Origin of the sequence: Stenotrophomonas sp. P2112 (assembly GCF_041897515.1) — a bacterium.
In the GTDB taxonomy this organism is placed as follows: Bacteria; Pseudomonadota; Gammaproteobacteria; order Xanthomonadales; family Xanthomonadaceae; genus Stenotrophomonas; species Stenotrophomonas sepilia.
Window position 1 is genome coordinate 4,043,897 of sequence record NZ_CP169216.1, and the last position, 19,837, is coordinate 4,063,733.

A 19,837-nucleotide genomic window follows, 5' to 3' on the forward strand; every position below is an offset into this window, starting at 1 on the left:
GTCGGCAGGCCGTGCGCCGGGGTCAAGTTGCCCGTGCGCCGCGTTCAGCCGGTTGTGGACGAGGCGCAAGGCTGAGCGCGCAAGCGGTTGATACTAAAGGCCAACTGGAATAAGTGAGACAGAATTGTCCGATTCTGCGCGACGAACTGTTCCAGCCACGGCCCCGACATTTCTCCGACAAATCGTGGAATAGCGAACTGGCGAGTACTAAAATTAACGAAAACTTAGTAACTCCCTGTAACACCGGTTCGCTTGACGCTTTGCGCCACCCACCGGGTCGTCCGAGACCCCGACATGCATCTTCCTGCCCTGCCCCCCTCCTCCTGCGGCGATGACGCCGCCTCCCCGCTGCTGCTCAAGCGCGGCGAACGTTTCCTGGCCCCCGACGTCTACCGCACCTGCCTGGACGGGCGCGAGGCGGTCATCAAGGACTACTCCCGCTACCGCGGCACTCCCGTTTCGCTGATCGCGCGACTGATGGTGCGCCGCGAGGCCCGCATGCTGCAGCGCCTCGGCGGCTGGAAGCATGCCCCCGCGCTGCTCGGCACCCTCGGTGGCCTGGCACTGGGCATGGAGTTCATCCCGGGCCAGACCCTGAGCACCGCGCAGGCCGTGGGCAATGAAGTGTTCGAGCAGCTGCAGCACGCGCTCAGCCGTTTGCACGCCGCCGGCATCACCCACAACGACCTGCATGGCACCAACGTGGTGGTCAGCGGCGGCGTGCCGGTGCTGCTGGATTTCACCTCGGCCTGGCGCGCCCCGCGCTGGCTGCGCCGCAATCCACTGAGCCGGCAGATGCGCCGCAGCGACATGAAGAACCTGCTGAAGATCCGCCAGCGCGTAACCGGCCAGGCCCCGAGTGCCGCGCAGGCTGCACTGGTGGCCGACCCGGGCTGGGTGGCCGCGGTGCGGCAGGGCTGGAAGCGGTTCTACAAGTGGGCCAAGCGCCGGTAGGGGGCGAGCTCGCTCGACCGCGTTACCGCTCTTTGTAGAGCCGAGCCCGCGCTCGGCTGCTGTTCCTGCATCGCGCGAAATGCAGCCGAGCATCGGCTCGGCTCTACGACATCCCGCCGAACGGGTTACAACGCGTCCGCGTCCAACTCACCGGTACGGATACGCACCACGCTGCCCAGGTCGTACACGAACACCTTGCCGTCACCAATCTTGCCGGTGCCAGCGGCCTTCACGATGGCCTCAACCACCGCCTCCACCTGGTCATCGGTCACCGCCACTTCCAGCTTCACCTTCGGCAGGAAATCGACCACATACTCCGCGCCGCGGTACAGCTCGGTATGGCCCTTCTGGCGACCAAAGCCCTTCACTTCCGTCACCGTGATCCCGGTAACCCCACGCTCGGCCAGCGCTTCGCGCACGTCGTCGAGCTTGAACGGCTTGATCACCGCCATGACCATCTTCATCGTCTATCTCCTGTCTTCCGGCGTGGAGGATAGCGCCTGAACGTGGCCCGTGCGAAGCCGCTGCGGCCTGTCCGGGCAGTGGGTGCCAGCAGTATCCTTGTGCCCGAATGGCCTGCCCGCGCCGGATGCACGGGCCCACCCCCACGGAGCACCCCATGATCGACCTGAACCAAATCGATGACCTCGCCCGTCGCCTCAGCGACCTGGTGCCGCCGGGCCTGCGCGAATCGCGCGAGGAACTGCAGGCCACCTTCAAGAGCGCACTGCAGGCCGGCCTGGCCAAGCTGGACCTGGTCACCCGCGAGGAGTTCGAAGTGCAGCGCGCCGTGCTGCTGAAGACCCGCCAGAAGCTGGACGCGCTGGAAACCGCCGTGCGCGAGCTGGAAGGGCGCGGCGCCGCAGAATGAAAAAAGGAGGCGCACCGCGCCTCCCACTACAGAGTATTTCCCGGATGGGGCCTTGCAGCAAGGCCCACCGGGCGCCCTAGACTCGCCGGCCTGTCGATCCGGCAGGACAAGCAGGGGCAGCAGCGATGGCGCAGGACACCGAATGGACACCCGTTTCGCATGACACCTGCGACCAGGTCGCCGGGCCGTTCTATCACGGCACCCGCGCTGACCTGGCGGTGGGCGAGTTACTGAGTGCGGGCTTCCGCTCCAATTATCGCGACAGTGTGGTGATGAACCACATCTACTTCACCACGATTGCCAAGGGCGCCGGGCTGGCTGCGGAGATGGCCCGGGGTGAAGGTCGGCCGCGTGTGTATGTGGTGGAGCCGACCGGGCCGTTTGAAGACGATCCGAATGTGACCAACAAGAAGTTTCCCGGCAACCCGACGCGGTCGTATCGGAGTGCGGAGCCGTTGCGGGTTGTGGGGGAGATTGTGGAGTGGGAGCTCTACGACGCGGAGTTCGTTCGGCAGTTGAAGGCGTTTGTTGCTTCGGGGAGTGGGGAGATCATCAATTGATGACCTGCTGGCGTTGGGCGTTGCGCACTTCTTCATCGGCTTCATAGATGTCCAGCCCGAGCTCAATGCCACGCTCTCCCAAAGCGAGCAGCACGCGGGGCGAAAGCGAGACACCGTCATTGCTGCTGCACATGAAAAGACCGCAGAACAGGTCAGGCCGGAACCGTGCCAATGACTGCCATACGGCGAGATCGCCGGTGAGCTGATCGAGGATCTCGAACATCTGCGCTTCCAGATCTTCAGGCTCACGACGCTCCGCATCAAGTTGCCAGCTGCCAGTCCTGGCGATACGCACGGTGCCTGATGGGTTGCCTCTGAGTTCCTGGCCCTTGTGATGCGAAGCGGTCGGGGTCGCCCCGAGCAAGGCACTGACTTCTTCGGGCAGGAGGTCGTCCCCGAAGAATCTGAGGGTCACCAGGGAATGATCGAATGCTGCCATGGGAATCCAGTTGTCCTTTTCGGAAGGTACTCCAGTACGTAGGCCTCGTTGATGTCAGATTCCAGCCAAGAGCGGCCATTACTCAACCACTGAAACGGTCGCTCAACACCCAGGACAACCTGGCGCCGGAGCATGTAGGACGCCAACATGGGCCATCAGAATCGCGAAGCGAAGGTCAATATCGGCGTTCGCATCGAACCGATAGTTGGATAATTGCGCGCAAATCTGGATTTATTGCATATAAGATTTATATTTGTTTGATATTGATCTACAAACCCCCTTTGGATATTTTTCGGAAGCATGAAGAAATATTTCTTTTGCGAGACTAATAATAAATTTATTAGTGAAAATTAATCCAGCAGGTGTCGCCGCTGTAACAGGCAGGTCCGGCACACCCTGTACCGACAAAGATCTTTGCAGAATCCCGACTGATTTTGATGCGCCCTTCTCGAAAACCCAAGAGCCACCTCGAAACTGATAATTTATCTCGCCCCGAATTTCCGGCGGGTTGTATTTTGAGCTAGACCGTACTAGGAATTGCTTGTGTTCCGCCAAATAAATTGAAAGGGCCGCGTACTCAACCGGATCCGTGTCTGTTTGAAGGCGAAGTCGATCAATCAATTTCTCCCAAAGTTGCCACGCATCTTGATGTGATCCTCCATTCTTCTTTGTGTTTTTCGTCAATTTAAGAATTTTTGACGATTCATCGTAAGCTATAACATACAAACCACCAGGTATTGTAAAGCTTGGTTTGGGGCCATAATTGCTTCGCTCTATGGATGCCACCCCCCTGGAGTCAAGATTTGTGATACTTACGCCAGTAAGGCGAAGTATATAATGAACGCCAAAGTACGCGGCGTAATAGCTCTCGATAGCCTGCCAAGAGGCATTATTCAGCTGATTTTGCATGGATCTATCGTGAGTGACTCTGGAAGCAAGAAGAAACCTGTTTGCTTCGCCTGCGAGGAGCCTGTGCAGTAAGTCCACGTCTAGAATTTGCAACTCTATCTCAATAGAATCAGCATTTTTGTTGATGCTTTTGGTGCTAAACTCTAACTCATGCAGCATCTCAACCAAACGCTCATTTGAGTTTTGGCGCGCAGCAAGTGCGCCCTCAACAAGCAGAGGGCCAAGTAATCGAATGGCTCTCTTGATGTCCATTAGATAGTGAGATTTCTACGAAGAAGTTTTCTGTCCAGCATCTCGACTGATTTTAAGTAAGCTTTGGAATTTGCGATTTCCTGGAACGAGCCTGGAAGTGAGCGAAGTAGATATTTTTTATGTTCGCTGATTTTGTCTAAGTCCTCACTGTTGCTGTCGGAGATCATGCTTATGATGGCCCTAGAGTGCGCCATAAGAATCTTGAATAGCGTCGCTTTGGTTATCGATGCAGAAAGATCAAATTGGTGATCTTCCGACACATCGTTGGCTGCGATAAGGAACGTATTGATGATTTTGTAAAGCCGATCGGTGTTCAAAATATTAAATTCTTTGAGCATCGGCCTCATTGAGTCGTAGAAGGTGACCTTTGATATCTTTCCGCGTTGCTTGTCTATTCTGCTTAGCTTGTTAAAAAGATAGCTATCCGCCTCCGTTTCAAAACAGGTGAATAGATCATCAAGAAGTCGTTCATCGTCAGACTCTCTATCGGCGAGGCGCTTGATGTCTAGAAGCAGCTCTTTAGGAACGGGCCTCTGCAAGGTATTGATATCGATGAATATCCTCGCCTCCTGCATCGGATTCAGTTCGTTGTATATAATTACAGGGACACGATATTTGACTCCTTCGTTGAGGAGCTTTCTGAAACCGAACACTCGGTGCTGGCCGTCTAGAATCAAGAAGGAATTCTGCGATTCATTGAACGTAATAGTCTTATTTTTTGAGTTATAGGACAATTCCGATTCAGGTTGCGCAGAAAGAATAATGCTCGACGGTATGGTACCGCCGGTGCGAATGTAGTCAGCAATTGATTGGGCCCGGGACTCGTCCAGTCTTCGCTGGAATCCCATGACTGGATCATCTTCGCGCGGATTTGTCGAGCACGTTGTGGCGATTAGCTCTATCTCCATGGTGCCGGAGTAAAACTTGTGCTCACCCTGAGTAATAAGAGTTACGGATATATTTTGTGTCGCCATGGCAATTTAATTTTATCTCTGTGGAGTACTAAAATATTTTACATATACCCAGCGTGATGTATTCCACAGAATATGTTGGCAAGCTGGGCAGTGTGGAAATCCCGATCAACTCAACCTCTCGAAAATTCAAGTAGATAAACAGACTGGGCACCAAGGCCTGATTTTGGTGCAGATATAAGTAAACTACAAAACGCGGTATCCATTGCCCGCAGTGACTGGGTCGCTTTGGGTCCATGTATGACCGCAAAGGGTCGTAAGGTGCCGCATTAAATTCTGATTAATTCATTCAATAAAGGCATAGACGCGTGAGGGCCACAAAGATCTTTCCGGAGCGAAGCGCTTGAAGAATTTGGCGATACTAGGATATGAAGCTTCAAGCAGGGACTTACAAGGCTCACTTGCCTCTGAGCTTGCGAGCCAAAAGTGAATACTACTCAACAGTTGCCCCAATTCGTAGTAGACGGTCCTGGCATCAGCTGCGCCCGAGTTCACTTGGTGACAGATTACGTCCAACGCCACTGCCATACGTGAGATCGCATGACCATCGGGCGAACCTTCGGAAAAGTAATCAGTGATGGGGTGTAATCTCTCCGACTCGTGGAGGTAATAGCCGGGCCTTGCACCAGCAAGCTCGCTGGAAGACCGGTAAAGCTCTTCCCAATATTCAAGATCGCCGTCATCCAGAGCATCACGAAAGAGGCCAATGAACTTGAGGGCGTTCTCTACGCGGCGCTGTCGAAGATTCTGAAAGAACGCTGTAAGAGCAACTAGCCCACCAACAATAACGAACGTTAGTTGGATCCATTCACGAAGGTCCTTTAGCATGATCGTCACACTCAACTCAGCAATTACGCCGCGCCGCGAAGCGGCCTCAATTTGAATGAACCTCTAGGCGCGACTCTACGCATAAAATCCTCTAAATCCCGCTCATTTTGGAGGATGGCATCAATATCATCACTGACAAGACCAGTGAATTCTGCAGAGGACGAATCTATCAAATCCTGCAGGTCGGCACGCACGCCCAGAACCCAAGCGTTATTACCTACCGACGCCGCGTGATTTATTGGCGCATCCGCCCAATTAGATAGCGCGGGAAAGAACGTGGAGTAAGCATCTAGCGAGTAGCGCACAATTACCGAGAAAGGTGAGAGCTTCGATCCAACTCGCTCGTAAAGCGATCTATCTTCAAGAAATGCAGCCAACACCGATAGCTTTTCCGAATTATGGCCTGCTTTGCGGACTAGGTTGTATGTATCATCCGGATCCCGGTCTAAACGTGAAAGAAAGACGTGGGACTTGAGCGCGCATTCACACCCCATGATCAAATCAACGAAGCTCTTAATTCTTCCGGTCTTGTGAAGCTGATTTTCCCATAGGGTATCAAAACGCGATGCAAAGTCTCGCGCATCCCTGTGGTAGAAATCAGCGATGGAATGTTGAACAGATATCGGCAACTTTTTCATAAAATAGTCACGACCACCTTATAAATCAGATCCATAAACTGACCATGCGAATGATCCGCAGCTCACCGGTGGCGAACTATCCCCTCAATAAATTTTGATCTTAGGGCCCTGTGCTTCGGCGAGCAAGCCGGCGTATAACCGGCCCGCCAATTTGGGACAGAAACGGTGTCCTGTGGCATCTGAGGGCACAGTGGAATGTCCGCTTCGGGTCGAGAGCGGACGCTAGCATCGTTGGTACGGTTCTGTGCCACCGGTTGCGTCCGCTTTCGGCCAAGAGCAGACATCGAGCGTTCCAGGTCGAGGAACACCTGCGCAAGAGTATGGGCCCCGTCAGGCCAGCTGGATGCGCGCTTCTCAAGCTCGACTCTTGCCGCGCTACTGCAAGATGATGGCCGGCTAGCAGCCTGGGGCTATGGGGCCGCTTCATGCCAGAACTCGGTATCGGCACCAGCGATTCGTCATTCCCGCCTTTCCGCCTGGATATGGATAGACGAAACACCGGAAGCCAAGGAATGATTGGACCAAGCATCCAGCAATTCTGCAATTGAGCCACTCAAGAGCCATCCGCGGCCGGTGCACTGAGCCGAAGCCAGGGCAAGAACCACAAATTCAGGCCACGATTGCGCGGCATGATGGGAGCAGGCACTCACCATGAAGCCGCCCTTTTGATAGGGCTCGGCGTGGAGATTGCTGACTTCAAGACCTGCTTGCTCAAACATCCGCGCCGCGACCTTGAGAGCCGACTGCTGCGATGCGCAATTGGTGAACAAGCGCCAGTACAACTCCATGAGTCCACAACCTTCCAAAAGGCCCTCTGGGCGCGGTTGCGCTACTTATAGCAGAAGGCACGCACGACCTTTCCCCTCTTGCCACCCGGGGTGCCAGCATAAAGGAACAGATAGTTGAAGAGCGCCCATGGCTTGAACAGTGGGCACCCTGGCATGAATCCCGAGAAGATCACCTTGAGCTGGGGCCGGAGAATCGAGAAGTCCTTGATCGGTCCTCCATGTTCCTGTCGCGCGCCCCCATCAATGCGCAGGCTGCGCCTTCAGCGCGCTTGCCTCCCTGCGCACCAGATACAACGCCACCAGGAATGGCCACAGCGAGTTGATCGATGAAAACACGCGCTGGGTCAGCCCTCGGTAGCCCTCCGGGTCCGCGCCCACCACGTTCAACCAGAGATAGACGATGCCCCCGATACTCACCACAGCGGTCACGGCGTATGCCCTTCGGTTGGCAGACCACGCGCTCAATTCGATGTGCGACATCGCCGGTGCAATGATGTTTGCGATGCCGATGGTGTAGAAGCCGTGCATTGGATGGCCCATGGGCCAGAGCCCGTTGGTCAGCATGGAAATGCCAAAGACCAACCAGCAGATCGCGCCTAGGGCAATCCGGCGGCCGGACTCCCGCCATACCCCGATGGCAAACGCCACGAAGCCGACACCGGAGCCGATGGCGGCGATCCTGCCGCAGATGCTTGCAAGCGTGGGCGCCTGCAGCAGTTCGCTGGCGTGCTGCGCTAGCGGGTTGTAGCCCGGCGCGAACACGGCGGCAACGCTGGTCCAGAACAGGAACCACGGAAGCGGGACCAGACCCGCGCAGAGAAGCAGTCGGCTGCGGCGTTGCACGTGCAGTGATCCTTGTATTGGCCTGAGCCAGTGGAGGGAATCCGTTTAAACGCTGCAGAACCTTGCTGCTGCGGGCAGGATGGTCTTGAGTGACTACAGCGGTAGTCAGATTGCGCGCGGCACTCGGTAGGTTCAACAGGCAGGAAGTCATTTAAACCATCCAGCCGGTGTCGCAGCGATTCGGTTGCATGAGCGATCACGCATGCCCGATGGGCGAGTGCTGTCGCTTTTGCCGCGGTTGGCGTCTCTGGCGGAAGAATTTGAAGACTCCGTTCCAGAAGTGCCTGTACGCCTAGCCCGCCAAGGCTCTCGCCCCTTTCCGCGCTATGCGACAATGCCGAAAACGTCTCGGGTTTTGGCGGCATTGACCCCTACCCCTTGGCATTCCCAACTACGTCAGGCAACTCTGGTATCGCCACCGAAAACGGGTGGCCGGGCCTCGAAAACCCGAGCTATTAGGATGTTGTTTGCACTTGCCAGCCGGCATCGCCTTGCGTGGTGTCGGCTGGCATTCCGTCTGCCGGCTATGGCGGGCGGGGCGTGGGGGCCTTGTGCCCGCCGGTTTCTTCCTAATAGCCCGGTTTTCGAGCCACGCTCTGCCCGCCACCTTTATCGGTGGCGGCTTCCGCCTGCATGCACGGAGCACGCCATGACCACGCCGCACTCCCCGCCCCCACGCCCCATCCAGGAAGCGCCCTCGACCGCGCCGGCCTTGGACCCCAACAGCCTCATCGCCATCCTGCACGCCATCGGCGCGGGCGCTGCGGCCGACGGACAGCCCTGGCCCGAGCGGCACCATCTACGCAGCCGGCAGATGCAGTTGTCCGACGCCGACTGCGCACTCACCGGCCAACGCATCGTGCAGGAGATCCTGCTGGCGGCCGAGCGCACGCGCCAGAACGGCGAGCCGGAGCAGTACGTCGGCGACCGGGTGATGGAGGGGCTGGTGATGGCCGATCTGGCGCTGACCGCCTTCATCCACGAGCGGATGCGACCCAAGGACTGAGCGCGCGCGCTCACGGCGCGTACCTTTCTGCCTGTGTGCGGGGTGACGAATGAAGATGCACGGCCTTGCCGCTGCGGCGGTGTGCATCGCGGTGATCGGCGCGATGTGGGTGGAGTGGCCTGAGCCTGCGAGCGATCAGGTGTGGGCCTACCAGAAGCTGCAGCCGGCCGATTACCGCCTGCTGCACAGTGATGCGCTCGGCTTCGTGACCGCGAAGGCCCACGAGGGTTTTGAACTGCATACACGCCATGCCAGAGCAACGTCCTTCGAGATCCGGTGCAAAGGCGTGCTGGTGATGGACGTGGAGAATGCGCCCTCGCGCGTGCTGATCCGCATGCCCGCCGATGCACGCTGGCGGGCGCCGGATATCGAACGGCTGCGTGTCAGCTTCGAGCGTTGGCTGGATCTGCACCAGAGCCAGGGGCGATTGCTGGTGGAAAGTGCGGGGCCTTCGTGGGTTGAGGCGCGGTTTGGGCGCTTCAATGGGCTGGTGCTTGATGAGCAGCGGTGTCTGTTTGGGGCGCCGGCACACCGCCAGGCCGATCCCACCAATTACCTCAGCGCTGAAGTGCCCTCGTTGGCTGACGCTCACGGTTGCGCTGTGCCTGCACCGCATGCGGCACAGCAACTGGTCAGGGGCCAAACCCCAGCGCCATCGCAACCACTTTCCCATCCCGAACGTAGAAGCAAATGCTCGATCCACCTTCCGAGAACCCACAGGTGCGCTCGACCTTGAAGCTGCCCAGCGTTGCCTGCTCTGTGTCCCTCTGGCCATACCCGCCCGCTGCGCTGGCAGCCTTGGACGCCGGGTCACCCATTGCAACGCCTTTCAGCTTCACGCCGCGCAAGCTCTCGGTTCTGCCTGCAGCAGGTTGCCCTGTGCTGATCGATGAAACGCGGATTTCATCGATGGTTCGGAACTCCGGAGCGACGTCAGGGTTGGAGGTCATCAGCACCTCCAATCGGGTAGTGGGATCCAGGTATCTACGCCGTATCAGCCCTGCCGCGTCCACGACCATCTCGCCATCACCATAGCGGCGCAGGACATCCCTCTCGCTGTAGACATGCGGGATGAAACTTCCATCGCGGAAGGCTTTCGATACAAAGTCCACCCGTGGATTCCCTGCGGGAAAGCCTGCGACCGCAGGCAGCATGCCCAGCGCGATCAAGATGAATCTGAGTGCCCTCATGACAACTTCGTCCATCCATCTGAAGGAATGATCACAGAGCATTCGTGACTCATGTGCGGATAGCCCACTCGTTCCAGAGGCGTATCACCGTTCCGGATGATAGCGGTCCTTGTACTCGTCTTGAATCAGTCCTTGGTTCACATAGCGCCCCTGACTCTTCCTCAACACGTCCCGCGCGAACCTCAAGGCGCCGTCAACCGAATCAAACGTCCACTCGGTGCCAAAGGGATGATCCGGATCCACCGCCTCGAACTCGTACACATCGATGAAGCCAGGCGCTCCATTGTCAAACACTTCGCAAAGACGAACCCTCCAGGCGTTCAGATTGGCCTGCTCAATGGAGACAAAGCGAATCACACGCTGATCCAACTCATATCGATCGGGGAGCAGCTGCTCGACATCGCGCCCCGCCGAAAGATTGCCTGTTACATCCAGATCACAAAGATAGCGCTGCAATGGATCCCTCATTCCGTTGAGAAAATTGACCAGCAAGTGAGCATCGGTGACTTCCGGAGCGACTAGGACGGCTCGCCCGAGGCATAGTGCCATGCGCCCGACGATTGGCCGTCGTAACGGCTATCGATGTCCTCCAGCCACACCTTCAGATCCAGCAGAAACCTTGCGTGGTCGAAGTCCTTGAACTTCACCCTGCCCAGTTGCTCCGCCAACTGCTCAAGCAATTCGCGTGAGACATACCGCATCCTCCCCTTCATCGAGAGCGGAACGATGGCTGGCAGGTCAAGCATCACATCCGTATAGAATTCCGCCTTCTTTCGTCGAAACTGCACTCTTCGCTTGAAGTCCAGCTCGGGATCTCGACACACGAAAAGCAAGGCCACACAAGCCACTTCGTTCCCGTAGCTCCTGGACTCGAATGTAGCGGAGCGCTCTACGTAGTGACTTTTGATCCTGCCAACCTGCGACTCCCAGTCGCAGTCCGCCGCGAAGCTCAGTTTCATCAGTCCCACGCTCCATGTCAGTGCTGCGCGCGCATCCCGCACCTATTCGAGCAGGTCGTGTAGATCGATGCCAGACGGACTCACCAGGCGCTTCTCGCGACCCACATGGTAAAGCTCGAAGGTGCCTTTCTCTGAATCGATGACACGGGCGCCATCAAGCACCGCCAGAAACCCGAAGACCGCCGAACGGGCAGCTTCACCGGCAACGGCGCGCAACATGTCGACTTCCATAGCGGACAAGCTGTTGAACCATTCGGACCGCGCCAACAGGTCTGGGGCCACCCGACGGCCTGGGGGATACGCCAGGTTCGAGATCGTACTGTCCACGGATGACTCAAGCACATAGCGCTGAATAGCGGATACAAATTCGTCAGCTTTCATGCCACTCCCTCGGCGTTGAAGATGAGCCAGAACACATTCGCCTGTGCGGACCTGCTGCCTCTTGTCCCCGCTCAGCCCGGCGCTCGCAGGCAGTGCGGCACAGCATGAACTCAATCCCGTCCAGACGAGTTCAGAGCAAGCGGAGTACCCTCCGCAACACAGATTTTCCGCAACGCGGCCTCCAGCTTGCTGCCGTTTTCCAACGTTTTCAGTGTCACTGCAATCCCGCCAGTGATCCCAAGCTTCCTCTGTGCACTTTCGGAGAGAGACAGCTCAAGCTCCATGCGCCGCAGAGAGATATGCACCAGACCGCCATAGCAAGGCTCAAGACCTCCACCGACCTCGATATGGGCGTGCGCCATGCCCAACTCTTCGTCCTGGTCGTCATACGCCTTCGCGTTCTGCAATACCACGTAACGAGACGGATTCGTCGAGCTGTCGGCCAAGCCAACTACGATGCAGTAGTCATCTTCCTCTATGGAAACGACTTCGGCCTTGAATCTGTACATTTCCCGGGTACTCCTGACATGTGGAAAACTCAATGTCTACTCCGCCGCTGTCCTGGTGCCGCTCTCAGCACGCAGGGTCGCATCGTTGTCACCCTTCCAGCCCACCTGGGTGCCACTCGCCCCGCCTCCCGAGCCCATCCGTACTTTTGTCTGTTCGCCCGCCGCTCGATCATCAAGGGCGGCGCCAACGTCAGGGGCGGTCTGTACTGACGGAAACCGAGCCGTCTTCCAGCAGGTGGACGCTTACATATGCGTCTGGCGGAGGTATCCGATCGATCGACGCCCCTGCGGGGAGAATGTCCCAACTTGTGATCGGGCCGCAGACTGTCCTATGCACCAATCGGCGGCTATCCAACCCTCGCTTGGCAAGCTCGGCCACAACTACTTCAGGAGGCTGGCGGTCGAGGCCCTTGTAGGCTGTGCACGTCTCTCCCGTCTGGCCGATGGGATACGTTGAACTCTCCACCTCATCCCGGCACCCCGGCAGGCCCATGGCGAGCGAGAGGGCCATCAGTACTCGAATGCACTGCATTTCAGCTCGCTCCTTTCCTTGTACTGCCCTGTTGTACGCCTTTTCTGACGCAAGGCCTCCGAAACCGCCATCGCAGAGCCGCGCTGCACAGAACATCTGCCCTTGATCCGAATGCTGCACCCTTTGCAGGCAGAAATACCCCGAGACGCATTGCCGGCAAACCCCGATAGTCCCACGCAGATTACCTGCCGCACCATCAGGCGTCTTTCTGCAGGAATCCACACATGAGCCTGGCGCTGGTCCACAGCCGTGCCCGCGCCGGGGTCGATGCCCCGCTGGTGCGGGTGGAAGTGCACCTCTCTGGCGGCCTGCCCGCCACCCAGATTGTCGGCCTGGCCGAGACCAGCGTGCGCGAATCGCGCGAGCGCGTGCGTGCCGCCCTGCTCTGTGCACGCTTCGACTTTCCGCAGCGGCGCATCACCTTGAACCTCGCGCCCGCCGACTTGCCCAAGGAAGGCGGGCGCTACGACCTGGCCATCGCGCTGGGCATTCTGGCGGCCAGTGGCCAGGTCGATCCGCAGTCGCTGCTGCAGTACGAGTTCCTGGGCGAGCTGGGCCTGACCGGTGAGCTGCGGCCGGTGGCCGGTGCACTGCCGGCCGCGATCGCGGCAGCTGACGCCGGGCGTATCCTGGTGGTGCCGCCAGGGAATGCCGCTGAGGCTGCTTTGGCCGAGCATGCCGATGTGCGGGTAGCGCGTACGTTGCTGGAGTGCTGTGCCGGGCTGAGCAATCCGCGCCTGCTGCCACCCGTGGAGCGCGTGGACACGACGCCGTTGCCCCTGCCCGATCTGGCCGACGTGCGCGGGCAGGCGCATGCACGGCGCGCGTTGGAAGTGGCGGCCGCTGGTGGGCACCATCTGTTGTTGATCGGCAGCCCTGGCTGCGGCAAGACGCTGTTGGCTTCGCGCCTGCCCAGCCTGCTGCCGGACACCGAAGAGACTGAGGCGCTGCAGCTTGCCGCGATTGCGTCGGTGAGTGGCGAAGGGCTTGACCCAAGACGATGGCGGCAGCGGCCCTTTCGGGCGCCGCATCACAGTGCCAGTGCAGCGGCGCTGGTGGGGGGCGGCAACCCACCCTGCCCCGGCGAAATCTCGCTGGCTCATCATGGCGTCCTTTTCCTCGACGAGCTTCCAGAGTGGAACCGCAGCGCGCTGGAAACCCTGCGCGAGCCACTGGAGTCCGGCCACATCCGCATCGCCCGCGCGGCGCGCAGCGTGCAGTATCCCGCTCGCTTCCAGCTGGTGGCGGCGATGAATCCCTGCCCGTGCGGCTGGGCCGGTGACCGCAGCAACCGCTGCCAGTGCAGCGACGAGCGCATCAACCGCTATCGTGCGCGAGTGTCCGGTCCGCTGCTGGACCGCATCGACCTGCATATCGGCGTAACGCGCATGGATGCGGTGGAGCTGCGGGAGAGCACGCCGCTGGGTGAGCCCAGTGCATCGGTGCGTGCACGGGTGGAAGCCGCACATGCCCGACAACAGGCGCGTGGAGGGCTCAATGCGCATCTGCCGCCGGCGGCGCTGCGGGCGTGCACGAAGCTGAGCGAGGCCGATCAGGACATGCTGGAACAGGCCATCGAGCGTCTGCAGCTTTCAGCACGTGCGATGCACCGGATTCTGCGGGTGGCGCGCACGATTGCGGATCTGGCGGGTTGCGAGGACATCCAGACCGCGCATCTGGCTGAGGCGATCGGGTATCGGCAGTTGGATCGGGGAAAGCCTTAGAAATGCCGGTCGGGTTGGCTTTTGGGAGAGTCGACCGTTGGTCGACTCTCGCGCGAAGCGCGGCCTTCTGAGAGGTAGATGCGAAGAGCGGTCGACTAACAGTCGACCCTACCAAGGGCAGGCATCAGGCTGCCGAATGCAACCGTCCCCGCTTCGCCAGCAACGCCACCCGACGGCTGACCAGCGCGTGCAGCTCCGCCAGCTCCGACGCCCGGCCAGCCGTCATGTTGTCGCCGAACAGCACCCGCGACAGCCCCGCCGCGTCGCTGTCCTCCGGGTGCTGCCAGCGGTCGCGATATACCTTCTGGCACACCAGCCAGGCCTGCGGCAGCCCACCGCCGGGTAGCGGGCGGACCACGCGTTCGTAGACGTGCCAGAAGTGGTACTCGGCCTGCAGGTCGATCACAGGCGCCACGGACGGCGCCTGCCGGGGCCGTCCTGGGCCTCGGATGCCGAACAGCGGGGTTCGCGGGTTGTACTGAGCCATGCCGACAGCATGACCCAGCAACATTGTGGGAACCTTGCGTCGCCGCCAGAAAACCCCTGTTGTTTGCGCAAGGCGGGGTTTGGGCGGATCTGAGCACCTGCCTGGGGACCGCCAAGTGCATCCACGCATGGCGTGGATCTACTTAAAAGGCCATCGAGGTACTGAACATCAGCTGCCGTGGCGCGCTGCGCTGCAGGGTCTGGTAATCCCCCGAGAACGACGAGCCGGCGATGGTGGCGGTGCCGATGTTGTGGCGGTTGAACAGGTTGCTCACGTCCAGCCGCAGCTCCAGGCCGGGCACGGCGCTGTCCGCACCGAAGCGGTAAGCGGCGTAGGTGTTGACCTGCCAGAAGGTCGGCACGCGGATGTCGTTCTCGTAGGTGAAGGGCTGGCGCAGGTACGAGGTGCTGGTGGCACCAAAGCGCCAGTCACCGAAGTGGGCGGACAGGTCGCTGACCAGCGAGATCTGCGGGTAGCCCGGCTGGGCGTTGCCCTTGATCGGGTACACCGTGTCACCCACCACGAAATCGCTGTCATAGTACGAACGGGCCACGGCCACGCCCTGGTAGAACTGCAGGTGGTCGGTCAGGTCGGCGGTGATGCCGAGGTCGGCACCGATCACGTGCATCTTCGGCATCAACCGCACGGTGTTGATCTGTGCGAACTGGGTGCCGATGGCAGCCGACAGCAGGCGGTTGCGGATGTCGTTGTAGAACACATCGCCGGTGATCGTCAGCCGGTCGAAGCGGTGCGATGCGCCCACGGTAAGGTTCCAGTTCTTTTCCGGACGCAGGGTACCCGCCACGCGGTCGAACTCTTCCTGGTCGGTGATGGTCCACGCCGAGGCGGTGTAACCGATGTTGCCGCGCTGGGCGACGCGATAGCCGTTCATGGTATTGGCCAGGTCGATGAAAGCATCGGTGGATTCGGTCGGGCTCCAGAACAGCGAGACATGCGGCAGGAAGTTGCTCTTCGCGCGCAGCGTGCCGTTCACCGGCCAGTCCTTGGCATCGCCGAGGCCGCCGCCGCTGGTGCGGAAGTCCACGGCCTTGAAACCAACGCCCAGCTTCAGCGTGTCGTTCAACACGATGTCGTCGTGCAGGTAGAACTGGCGCGAGCGGGTCACCCAGCTCGATGCGTTGTCGGTCTTGAACGCGGGACCGTACACATCGAACGGACCGGTGGCCTTCAGCGGCGGGCCCTCGCCCAGCAGTGGCTGCTGGTACCACTCGGTCTTGGCGGCGGCCTTGCTCTTCTCCTGCCAGAAGCCGGCCGTGAAAGTGTGCGCGCCGGTCTCGAACTGCAGGTTGACCATGCCGCCCAGCCGGTTGAGGCGTGGCGTCTGCACCTGTTCGGAGAACGGCGCACCGTTGGGCGATGGCACGGTCGGGTCGGTCAGCGTGGCCTGGGTGTGGCTGTTGGCGTTGTACAGCTGCACGTTGCCACTCAGTGCCGGGGTGATCTGGAAGCGATGGTTGATCGATGACACGCGGTCGCGGGTGATCTGGCCGGTGTCGTACGGAATCAGTTCGGACAGCTCGCCGCAGGTGTAGGCGCCGCAGGATTTGTCTGCATTCTCCGGCGAGGCCACGTACCACGCCCACGCATAATCGGGATAGAAGATGTCGGCCTTCCAGCCCAGTTTGCGGATCATGTCGAAGGAGATGTTGTTGTAGCCCCAGACTTTGGCCTTGCTGTCGGACAGGAACACGGTGACATCGCCCCAGGCGACGTCCTGCTGCAGCTTCAGGTCGCCGCGCAGGAAGTTCTGCGTGCCCTCGCCCTGATACTTATCGGCCGATACACGCTGCAGGTCGACCAGCACTTTCGGGCCGTGCTCGCCGAGCTGGCCGGTCTGCCCGGATACGGTGGTGACCAACGTGCTGTTGCTGCCCACGCCCTGCTTCACGCGCAGGCTGGGCGTGTCCTGCAGCTCGCGCAGGCGGTACTCCAGGCTGCCGCCGTTGACGCTGCTGGAGAACACGCTGACCGGTGCGCCACCGGGGCTGACCGTGATCGCACCGATGCCATCGGGCACGCCCACGTTCACCACGCTGGTGCCGGTAAGCGAGAGGAAGCCATTGTCGTTCAGCGGCACGCCTTCGAAGGTGATGCCCATTTCATTCATGCGGAAGCCGCGCACGAACAGGCTGGTGGCCGAGATATCCAGGCCCAGTCCATCGGTGGCGGTGTAGCTGGCGCCCGGTACCTGCTTCAGCATGGCCAGGCCGTTGTTGCCGGTGACCATCGCGTCGAGGTCTTCGGCCTTGATGATGTAGCGGTTGGGACCAACCACCTGGGTCGGTGCCACGGCCGCACCGCGCGGTGTGGCGATGACCTGCAGGGCGTTGAGCGTGGTGGGCGTGTCGAGCGCGGCGTCGTGCGTTTCTGCGGCGTACGCAGGTGCGGTGATGGCCGCGATGATGGCCAGGGCGAGGCGCGTCGTGGGTAGGGCGTTCATAGCAGCAGATCCAGGGTGCAGGGAGAGAGCGGCGCAGGCGCACGCCCAGCACGTTGCAGCACCGGTGTCGGCGCCCTGGCTGGCGATGCGATTGCGTTGAGGGAGCGACGGCGCGGTGCGCGCCGGTCAGCAGACGAAGACGATCATCTGCTGTGGGATTCGATGGCGTGATTTCGACGTGCGGAATTCTTGCATCGCACTGCCGCATTCGCTATTGCACGGTGGTACAGCGCAGCTATACGCAGGTATCGTCCTGTCCGGTATCTTCAGATACCCGATTCCAGATTGGCAGGAGCCTTGATGATCCGCTGGACCACCTGGAAAGTAACAGCCACCGTTGGCATGATGTTGCTTTCGTGCATGGAAACTGCGCTATCGCACGACAGAGTTGAAGTGCGTTCCCCACAGCGTCTGGATGCCCTGATCGACGCGCTCGTCACCACGCCGTCGCCGATCAGCCCGGCCCAGTTGCATGAGCTGGGCATCATCGCGCCGTTTTCATTTGAGAAGGATGCAGGACCGCGCATCTACCGGTCACAGCCGATGCTGACCGCCGATGGCTTTGCCATCGATAACGTGGAGTATCGCGTTATACGCGGCAAGGACGATGAAATCCGCCTTCTGTTCGTCACGTTCGTGGATACGCCATGCTTCCCACTGGAGCGGTTGGCTATGCGTTACACCCTGCAGCCATTCATCTATCCACCCAGCCATGGTGCGCCATTGATCGCGCGGAACCACGAGCAGCACCATTCGCTCACCGTAGGAGCGCAGGAGATCATCGTCCGCAGCCAGCGCGATGCTCCGCACTGCGTGCTGGGCCTGAGGCGCTGAGCGCCGCTTGGCGCCTCAACGCAATACGTAGGTCTCAATGGCGCGCGCCACGCCGTCATCAGCATTGCTGCTGGTCTCAAACCGCGCCACCGCCTTCACCGCGTCGATGGCATTGCCCATCGCCACGCTGGTGCCAGCGTACTGCAGCATGGTCAAGTCGTTCTCCTGGTCACCGATGGCCATCACATTGGCGCGGTCGATGCCCAGGTGCTCGGCCAGCTTCTGCAGGCTCGGTCCCTTGCCGGCGCGGTGGTCGAACACTTCCAGGAAGAACGGTGCACTCTTCAGTACCGCGAAGCGCTCGGTCAGCTCGCTGGGCAGGCGCGCAATGGCGGCATCCAGCACGTCCGGCGCGTCGATCATCATCAGCTTGATGAAGGACATCGATGGGTCCATGTCCTCCACGCGACGATACGACAGCGGCATCCGCGAAAGATGCGAGTCGGCTACGGTGTAGTAGCTGATGTCCTGGTTGGGCGTGTACATGCGCTGGCTGTCCAGCGCCTGAAAGTGCACGCCCAGGTCGCGGGCGACGTGCTCGCAGAACAGGAAGTCGTCGAAGCTGAGCGGATACTCGACCACGGTTTCGCGCGTACCGATGCGCTGCGCCAGGCCGCCATTGCAGGCGATGCAGTAGTCGTCGTTGCCGGTGATGCCCAGCTCGTGCAGGTACGGCGCCAGGCCCGGAACCGGGCGGCCACTGGTCAGCACGATGTGCACGCCCAGCGCCCGCGCCTGCGCGATGGCCTTCCTGGCGCGGGAGGTGAGCTGGTGCGACGGGTCCAGCAGCGTGCCATCCATGTCGATGGCGACCAGTTCGATGGTCGATTGCCTGCGGCCCATGTCCATTGCATTCAACTCGTGCGGGGCACGCCAGTTTAACCCCTCATGCCCGGTTCACCTCTTTGCCCACGTTGGCCGGGATACTGCGGGAGCCTGTGCGTCCCCCACCGCAGGACGGCCCGTTGACCGCCCTTCCCTGGAGAACCTTGCGACGCATGACCTACCGTGCCCCCGAAACCAATGACAGCGCGCCCCTGGCCCAGCAGATCGAGCAGATGATCGACGAGCTGCCCGGCGACCAGGTGAGCGTCGGCACCCTGCTCAGCGCGCTGGGCGATGAGGGCCTGCTGCTGATGGTGATCCTGCTCTCGGCCATCTTCATCATTCCGGTGTCGATTCCCGGGCTGAGTACGGTGTTTGGCGCCTCGATCCTGCTGATCGGCCTGAGCCGGGTGCGCAACCGCCCGCTACGGGTGCCACAGAAGCTGGCCCGCCGCGAGATCGCCACCGACAAGCTGAAGACCAACCTCGGCCGTGCGCTGAAATGGGTGCACCGCATGGAGCGGCTGTCGCGGCCGATGCGGCTGGCGGTGATGGTGCGCTCGAAGAAGATGATGCGCCTGAACAACCTGATGCTGGTGTTCGCGACCCTGCTGTTGATGGCGCCGGCCGGGCCGATACCCTTCAGCAACACGCTGCCGGCGCTGGCGCTGATGTCCTTCGCCATCGGTTTCATCCAGCGCGATGGCGCGGCGGTGGCGGCCGGTTATGGCTTCGTGGTGGCCACAGTGGTGTATTTCGGCGTGCTGCTGGGCGGCGTGGGGCTTGCTGCCGAGTCGGTGTTCAGCGGGTTCCGCAGCGGTACTGCGGAACTGTAGAGCCGAGCCCATGCTCGACTGCTCTTCGACCTGTACGCGA

Annotated in this window: 23 protein-coding genes and 1 pseudogene; 8 read left to right on the forward strand and 16 right to left on the reverse strand. The window is 60.3% G+C overall.

The window, feature by feature from the left end:
* Positions 1-294 precede the first annotated feature (294 nt).
* Positions 295-954 (forward strand): RIO1 family regulatory kinase/ATPase, encoded by a 660-nt coding sequence (locus ACEPA4_RS18620; protein ID WP_005419978.1) that lies wholly within the window; start codon positions 295-297, stop codon positions 952-954.
* Between the two features lie 125 nt (positions 955-1,079).
* Here the strand turns inward: ACEPA4_RS18620 and ACEPA4_RS18625 are convergent, their stop codons facing one another.
* Positions 1,080-1,418 (reverse strand): P-II family nitrogen regulator, encoded by a 339-nt coding sequence (locus ACEPA4_RS18625; protein WP_005411374.1) that lies wholly within the window; start codon positions 1,416-1,418, stop codon positions 1,080-1,082.
* A 155-nt stretch (positions 1,419-1,573) separates the two neighbouring features.
* On the opposite strand from ACEPA4_RS18625, the gene ACEPA4_RS18630 reads away from it, so the two are divergent.
* Complete coding sequence (locus tag ACEPA4_RS18630; RefSeq protein WP_005419983.1) at positions 1,574-1,825, forward strand: accessory factor UbiK family protein; 252 nt, start codon at positions 1,574-1,576, stop codon at positions 1,823-1,825.
* Between the two features lie 125 nt (positions 1,826-1,950).
* Entirely contained in the window at positions 1,951-2,385 is a 435-nt protein-coding gene (gene arr, locus ACEPA4_RS18635) for an NAD(+)--rifampin ADP-ribosyltransferase (RefSeq protein WP_065198242.1), read from the forward strand.
* Here the strand turns inward: arr and ACEPA4_RS18640 are convergent.
* From ACEPA4_RS18640 to ACEPA4_RS18670, 7 genes are all read right to left on the reverse strand, one after another.
* The gene (locus ACEPA4_RS18640; RefSeq protein WP_262090107.1) at positions 2,378-2,824 is read right to left on the reverse strand and encodes a DUF4279 domain-containing protein; all 447 of its coding nucleotides are present in this window, start codon (positions 2,822-2,824) and stop codon (positions 2,378-2,380) included. The two genes, arr and ACEPA4_RS18640, sit on opposite strands and share 8 nt — an antisense overlap.
* Before the next feature lie 231 nt (positions 2,825-3,055).
* Positions 3,056-3,985 (reverse strand): hypothetical protein, encoded by a 930-nt coding sequence (locus ACEPA4_RS18645; protein WP_262090108.1) that lies wholly within the window; start codon positions 3,983-3,985, stop codon positions 3,056-3,058.
* A complete protein-coding gene (locus ACEPA4_RS18650) occupies positions 3,985-4,959 on the reverse strand; it encodes a DGQHR domain-containing protein (protein WP_262090109.1) in 975 nt (324 codons plus the stop codon). The genes ACEPA4_RS18645 and ACEPA4_RS18650 overlap by 1 nt, the downstream gene beginning before the upstream one ends.
* 282 nt (positions 4,960-5,241) lie before the next feature.
* Positions 5,242-5,784 (reverse strand): hypothetical protein, encoded by a 543-nt coding sequence (locus tag ACEPA4_RS18655; RefSeq protein WP_262090110.1) that lies wholly within the window; start codon positions 5,782-5,784, stop codon positions 5,242-5,244.
* Between the two features lie 23 nt (positions 5,785-5,807).
* On the reverse strand, positions 5,808-6,422 hold the full coding sequence (locus tag ACEPA4_RS18660) for a hypothetical protein (protein ID WP_262090111.1): 615 nt from the start codon (positions 6,420-6,422) through the stop codon (positions 5,808-5,810).
* A 458-nt stretch (positions 6,423-6,880) separates the two neighbouring features.
* Entirely contained in the window at positions 6,881-7,210 is a 330-nt protein-coding gene (locus ACEPA4_RS18665) for a hypothetical protein (protein WP_262090112.1), read from the reverse strand.
* Positions 7,211-7,450: 240 nt separating this feature from the next.
* Positions 7,451-8,053, reverse strand: a complete 603-nt coding sequence (locus tag ACEPA4_RS18670; RefSeq protein WP_262090113.1) for a DUF998 domain-containing protein — start codon at positions 8,051-8,053, stop codon at positions 7,451-7,453.
* A gap of 649 nt (positions 8,054-8,702) precedes the next feature.
* Here ACEPA4_RS18670 and ACEPA4_RS18675 point away from each other — a divergent pair.
* Both ACEPA4_RS18675 and ACEPA4_RS18680 read left to right on the forward strand, forming a co-directional pair.
* Entirely contained in the window at positions 8,703-9,059 is a 357-nt protein-coding gene (locus ACEPA4_RS18675) for a hypothetical protein (protein ID WP_262090114.1), read from the forward strand.
* A gap of 49 nt (positions 9,060-9,108) precedes the next feature.
* Positions 9,109-9,582: pseudogene (locus tag ACEPA4_RS18680) on the forward strand (cold-shock protein); the annotation flags it as partial.
* A 109-nt stretch (positions 9,583-9,691) separates the two neighbouring features.
* Here the strand turns inward: ACEPA4_RS18680 and ACEPA4_RS18685 are convergent.
* The 5 genes from ACEPA4_RS18685 to ACEPA4_RS18705 all read right to left on the reverse strand — a co-directional run bounded on the left by ACEPA4_RS18685 (position 9,692) and on the right by ACEPA4_RS18705 (position 12,098).
* Positions 9,692-10,264: a hypothetical protein gene (locus ACEPA4_RS18685; RefSeq protein ID WP_374082912.1), complete on the reverse strand. Its 573-nt coding sequence runs from the start codon at positions 10,262-10,264 to the stop codon at positions 9,692-9,694.
* A gap of 69 nt (positions 10,265-10,333) precedes the next feature.
* A complete protein-coding gene (locus ACEPA4_RS18690) occupies positions 10,334-10,741 on the reverse strand; it encodes a hypothetical protein (protein WP_262090117.1) in 408 nt (135 codons plus the stop codon).
* Positions 10,742-10,767: 26 nt separating this feature from the next.
* Positions 10,768-11,208 carry a hypothetical protein gene (locus ACEPA4_RS18695; RefSeq protein ID WP_262090118.1) on the reverse strand — a complete coding sequence of 147 codons (441 nt, stop codon included), beginning with the start codon at positions 11,206-11,208 and terminating at the stop codon, positions 10,768-10,770.
* Between the two features lie 42 nt (positions 11,209-11,250).
* Positions 11,251-11,589, reverse strand: a complete 339-nt coding sequence (locus ACEPA4_RS18700; RefSeq protein ID WP_262090119.1) for a hypothetical protein — start codon at positions 11,587-11,589, stop codon at positions 11,251-11,253.
* A gap of 110 nt (positions 11,590-11,699) precedes the next feature.
* Positions 11,700-12,098: an Imm10 family immunity protein gene (locus ACEPA4_RS18705; RefSeq protein WP_262090120.1), complete on the reverse strand. Its 399-nt coding sequence runs from the start codon at positions 12,096-12,098 to the stop codon at positions 11,700-11,702.
* 756 nt (positions 12,099-12,854) lie between these two features.
* On the opposite strand from ACEPA4_RS18705, the gene ACEPA4_RS18710 reads away from it, so the two are divergent.
* A complete protein-coding gene (locus ACEPA4_RS18710) occupies positions 12,855-14,354 on the forward strand; it encodes a YifB family Mg chelatase-like AAA ATPase (protein WP_374082913.1) in 1,500 nt (499 codons plus the stop codon).
* Positions 14,355-14,478: 124 nt separating this feature from the next.
* Here the strand turns inward: ACEPA4_RS18710 and ACEPA4_RS18715 are convergent, their stop codons facing one another.
* The gene (locus ACEPA4_RS18715; RefSeq protein WP_095378955.1) at positions 14,479-14,865 is read right to left on the reverse strand and encodes a hypothetical protein; all 387 of its coding nucleotides are present in this window, start codon (positions 14,863-14,865) and stop codon (positions 14,479-14,481) included.
* 118 nt (positions 14,866-14,983) lie between these two features.
* Entirely contained in the window at positions 14,984-17,302 is a 2,319-nt protein-coding gene (locus ACEPA4_RS18720) for a TonB-dependent receptor (protein ID WP_262090149.1), read from the reverse strand.
* 300 nt (positions 17,303-17,602) lie between these two features.
* On the opposite strand from ACEPA4_RS18720, the gene ACEPA4_RS18725 reads away from it, so the two are divergent.
* Positions 17,603-18,136: a hypothetical protein gene (locus tag ACEPA4_RS18725; protein ID WP_262090150.1), complete on the forward strand. Its 534-nt coding sequence runs from the start codon at positions 17,603-17,605 to the stop codon at positions 18,134-18,136.
* A gap of 15 nt (positions 18,137-18,151) precedes the next feature.
* On the opposite strand, the gene yidA is transcribed toward ACEPA4_RS18725, so the two are convergent.
* Positions 18,152-18,985, reverse strand: coding sequence for a sugar-phosphatase (yidA, locus tag ACEPA4_RS18730; RefSeq protein ID WP_262090151.1), 834 nt, complete (start codon positions 18,983-18,985; stop codon positions 18,152-18,154).
* 149 nt (positions 18,986-19,134) lie between these two features.
* Between yidA and ACEPA4_RS18735 the strand changes: the two genes are divergently transcribed.
* Positions 19,135-19,797, forward strand: coding sequence for an exopolysaccharide biosynthesis protein (locus ACEPA4_RS18735; RefSeq protein WP_262090153.1), 663 nt, complete (start codon positions 19,135-19,137; stop codon positions 19,795-19,797).
* Positions 19,798-19,837: the final 40 nt, after the last annotated feature.

Excerpts from the sequence above, each read along its gene's own strand:
- ACEPA4_RS18665 (WP_262090112.1), bottom strand. The coding sequence starts at position 7,210 with ATGGAGTTGTACTGGCGCTTGTTCACCAATTGCGCATCGCAGCAGTCG.
- ACEPA4_RS18725 (WP_262090150.1), top strand. The coding sequence starts at position 17,603 with ATGATCCGCTGGACCACCTGGAAAGTAACAGCCACCGTTGGCATGATG.
- ACEPA4_RS18640 (WP_262090107.1), bottom strand. The coding sequence starts at position 2,824 with ATGGCAGCATTCGATCATTCCCTGGTGACCCTCAGATTCTTCGGGGAC.
- ACEPA4_RS18650 (WP_262090109.1), bottom strand. The coding sequence starts at position 4,959 with ATGGCGACACAAAATATATCCGTAACTCTTATTACTCAGGGTGAGCAC.
- yidA (WP_262090151.1), bottom strand. The coding sequence starts at position 18,985 with ATGGACATGGGCCGCAGGCAATCGACCATCGAACTGGTCGCCATCGAC.
- ACEPA4_RS18625 (WP_005411374.1), bottom strand. The coding sequence starts at position 1,418 with ATGAAGATGGTCATGGCGGTGATCAAGCCGTTCAAGCTCGACGACGTG.
- ACEPA4_RS18630 (WP_005419983.1), top strand. The coding sequence starts at position 1,574 with ATGATCGACCTGAACCAAATCGATGACCTCGCCCGTCGCCTCAGCGAC.
- ACEPA4_RS18655 (WP_262090110.1), bottom strand. The coding sequence starts at position 5,784 with ATGCTAAAGGACCTTCGTGAATGGATCCAACTAACGTTCGTTATTGTT.
- ACEPA4_RS18705 (WP_262090120.1), bottom strand. The coding sequence starts at position 12,098 with ATGTACAGATTCAAGGCCGAAGTCGTTTCCATAGAGGAAGATGACTAC.
- ACEPA4_RS18720 (WP_262090149.1), bottom strand. The coding sequence starts at position 17,302 with ATGAACGCCCTACCCACGACGCGCCTCGCCCTGGCCATCATCGCGGCC.
- ACEPA4_RS18735 (WP_262090153.1), top strand. The coding sequence starts at position 19,135 with ATGACCTACCGTGCCCCCGAAACCAATGACAGCGCGCCCCTGGCCCAG.
- ACEPA4_RS18675 (WP_262090114.1), top strand. The coding sequence starts at position 8,703 with ATGACCACGCCGCACTCCCCGCCCCCACGCCCCATCCAGGAAGCGCCC.
- ACEPA4_RS18620 (WP_005419978.1), top strand. The coding sequence starts at position 295 with ATGCATCTTCCTGCCCTGCCCCCCTCCTCCTGCGGCGATGACGCCGCC.
- ACEPA4_RS18710 (WP_374082913.1), top strand. The coding sequence starts at position 12,855 with ATGAGCCTGGCGCTGGTCCACAGCCGTGCCCGCGCCGGGGTCGATGCC.
- ACEPA4_RS18685 (WP_374082912.1), bottom strand. The coding sequence starts at position 10,264 with ATGGACGAAGTTGTCATGAGGGCACTCAGATTCATCTTGATCGCGCTG.
- ACEPA4_RS18695 (WP_262090118.1), bottom strand. The coding sequence starts at position 11,208 with ATGAAACTGAGCTTCGCGGCGGACTGCGACTGGGAGTCGCAGGTTGGC.
- arr (WP_065198242.1), top strand. The coding sequence starts at position 1,951 with ATGGCGCAGGACACCGAATGGACACCCGTTTCGCATGACACCTGCGAC.
- ACEPA4_RS18715 (WP_095378955.1), bottom strand. The coding sequence starts at position 14,865 with ATGTTGCTGGGTCATGCTGTCGGCATGGCTCAGTACAACCCGCGAACC.
- ACEPA4_RS18660 (WP_262090111.1), bottom strand. The coding sequence starts at position 6,422 with ATGAAAAAGTTGCCGATATCTGTTCAACATTCCATCGCTGATTTCTAC.
- ACEPA4_RS18645 (WP_262090108.1), bottom strand. The coding sequence starts at position 3,985 with ATGGACATCAAGAGAGCCATTCGATTACTTGGCCCTCTGCTTGTTGAG.
- ACEPA4_RS18700 (WP_262090119.1), bottom strand. The coding sequence starts at position 11,589 with ATGAAAGCTGACGAATTTGTATCCGCTATTCAGCGCTATGTGCTTGAG.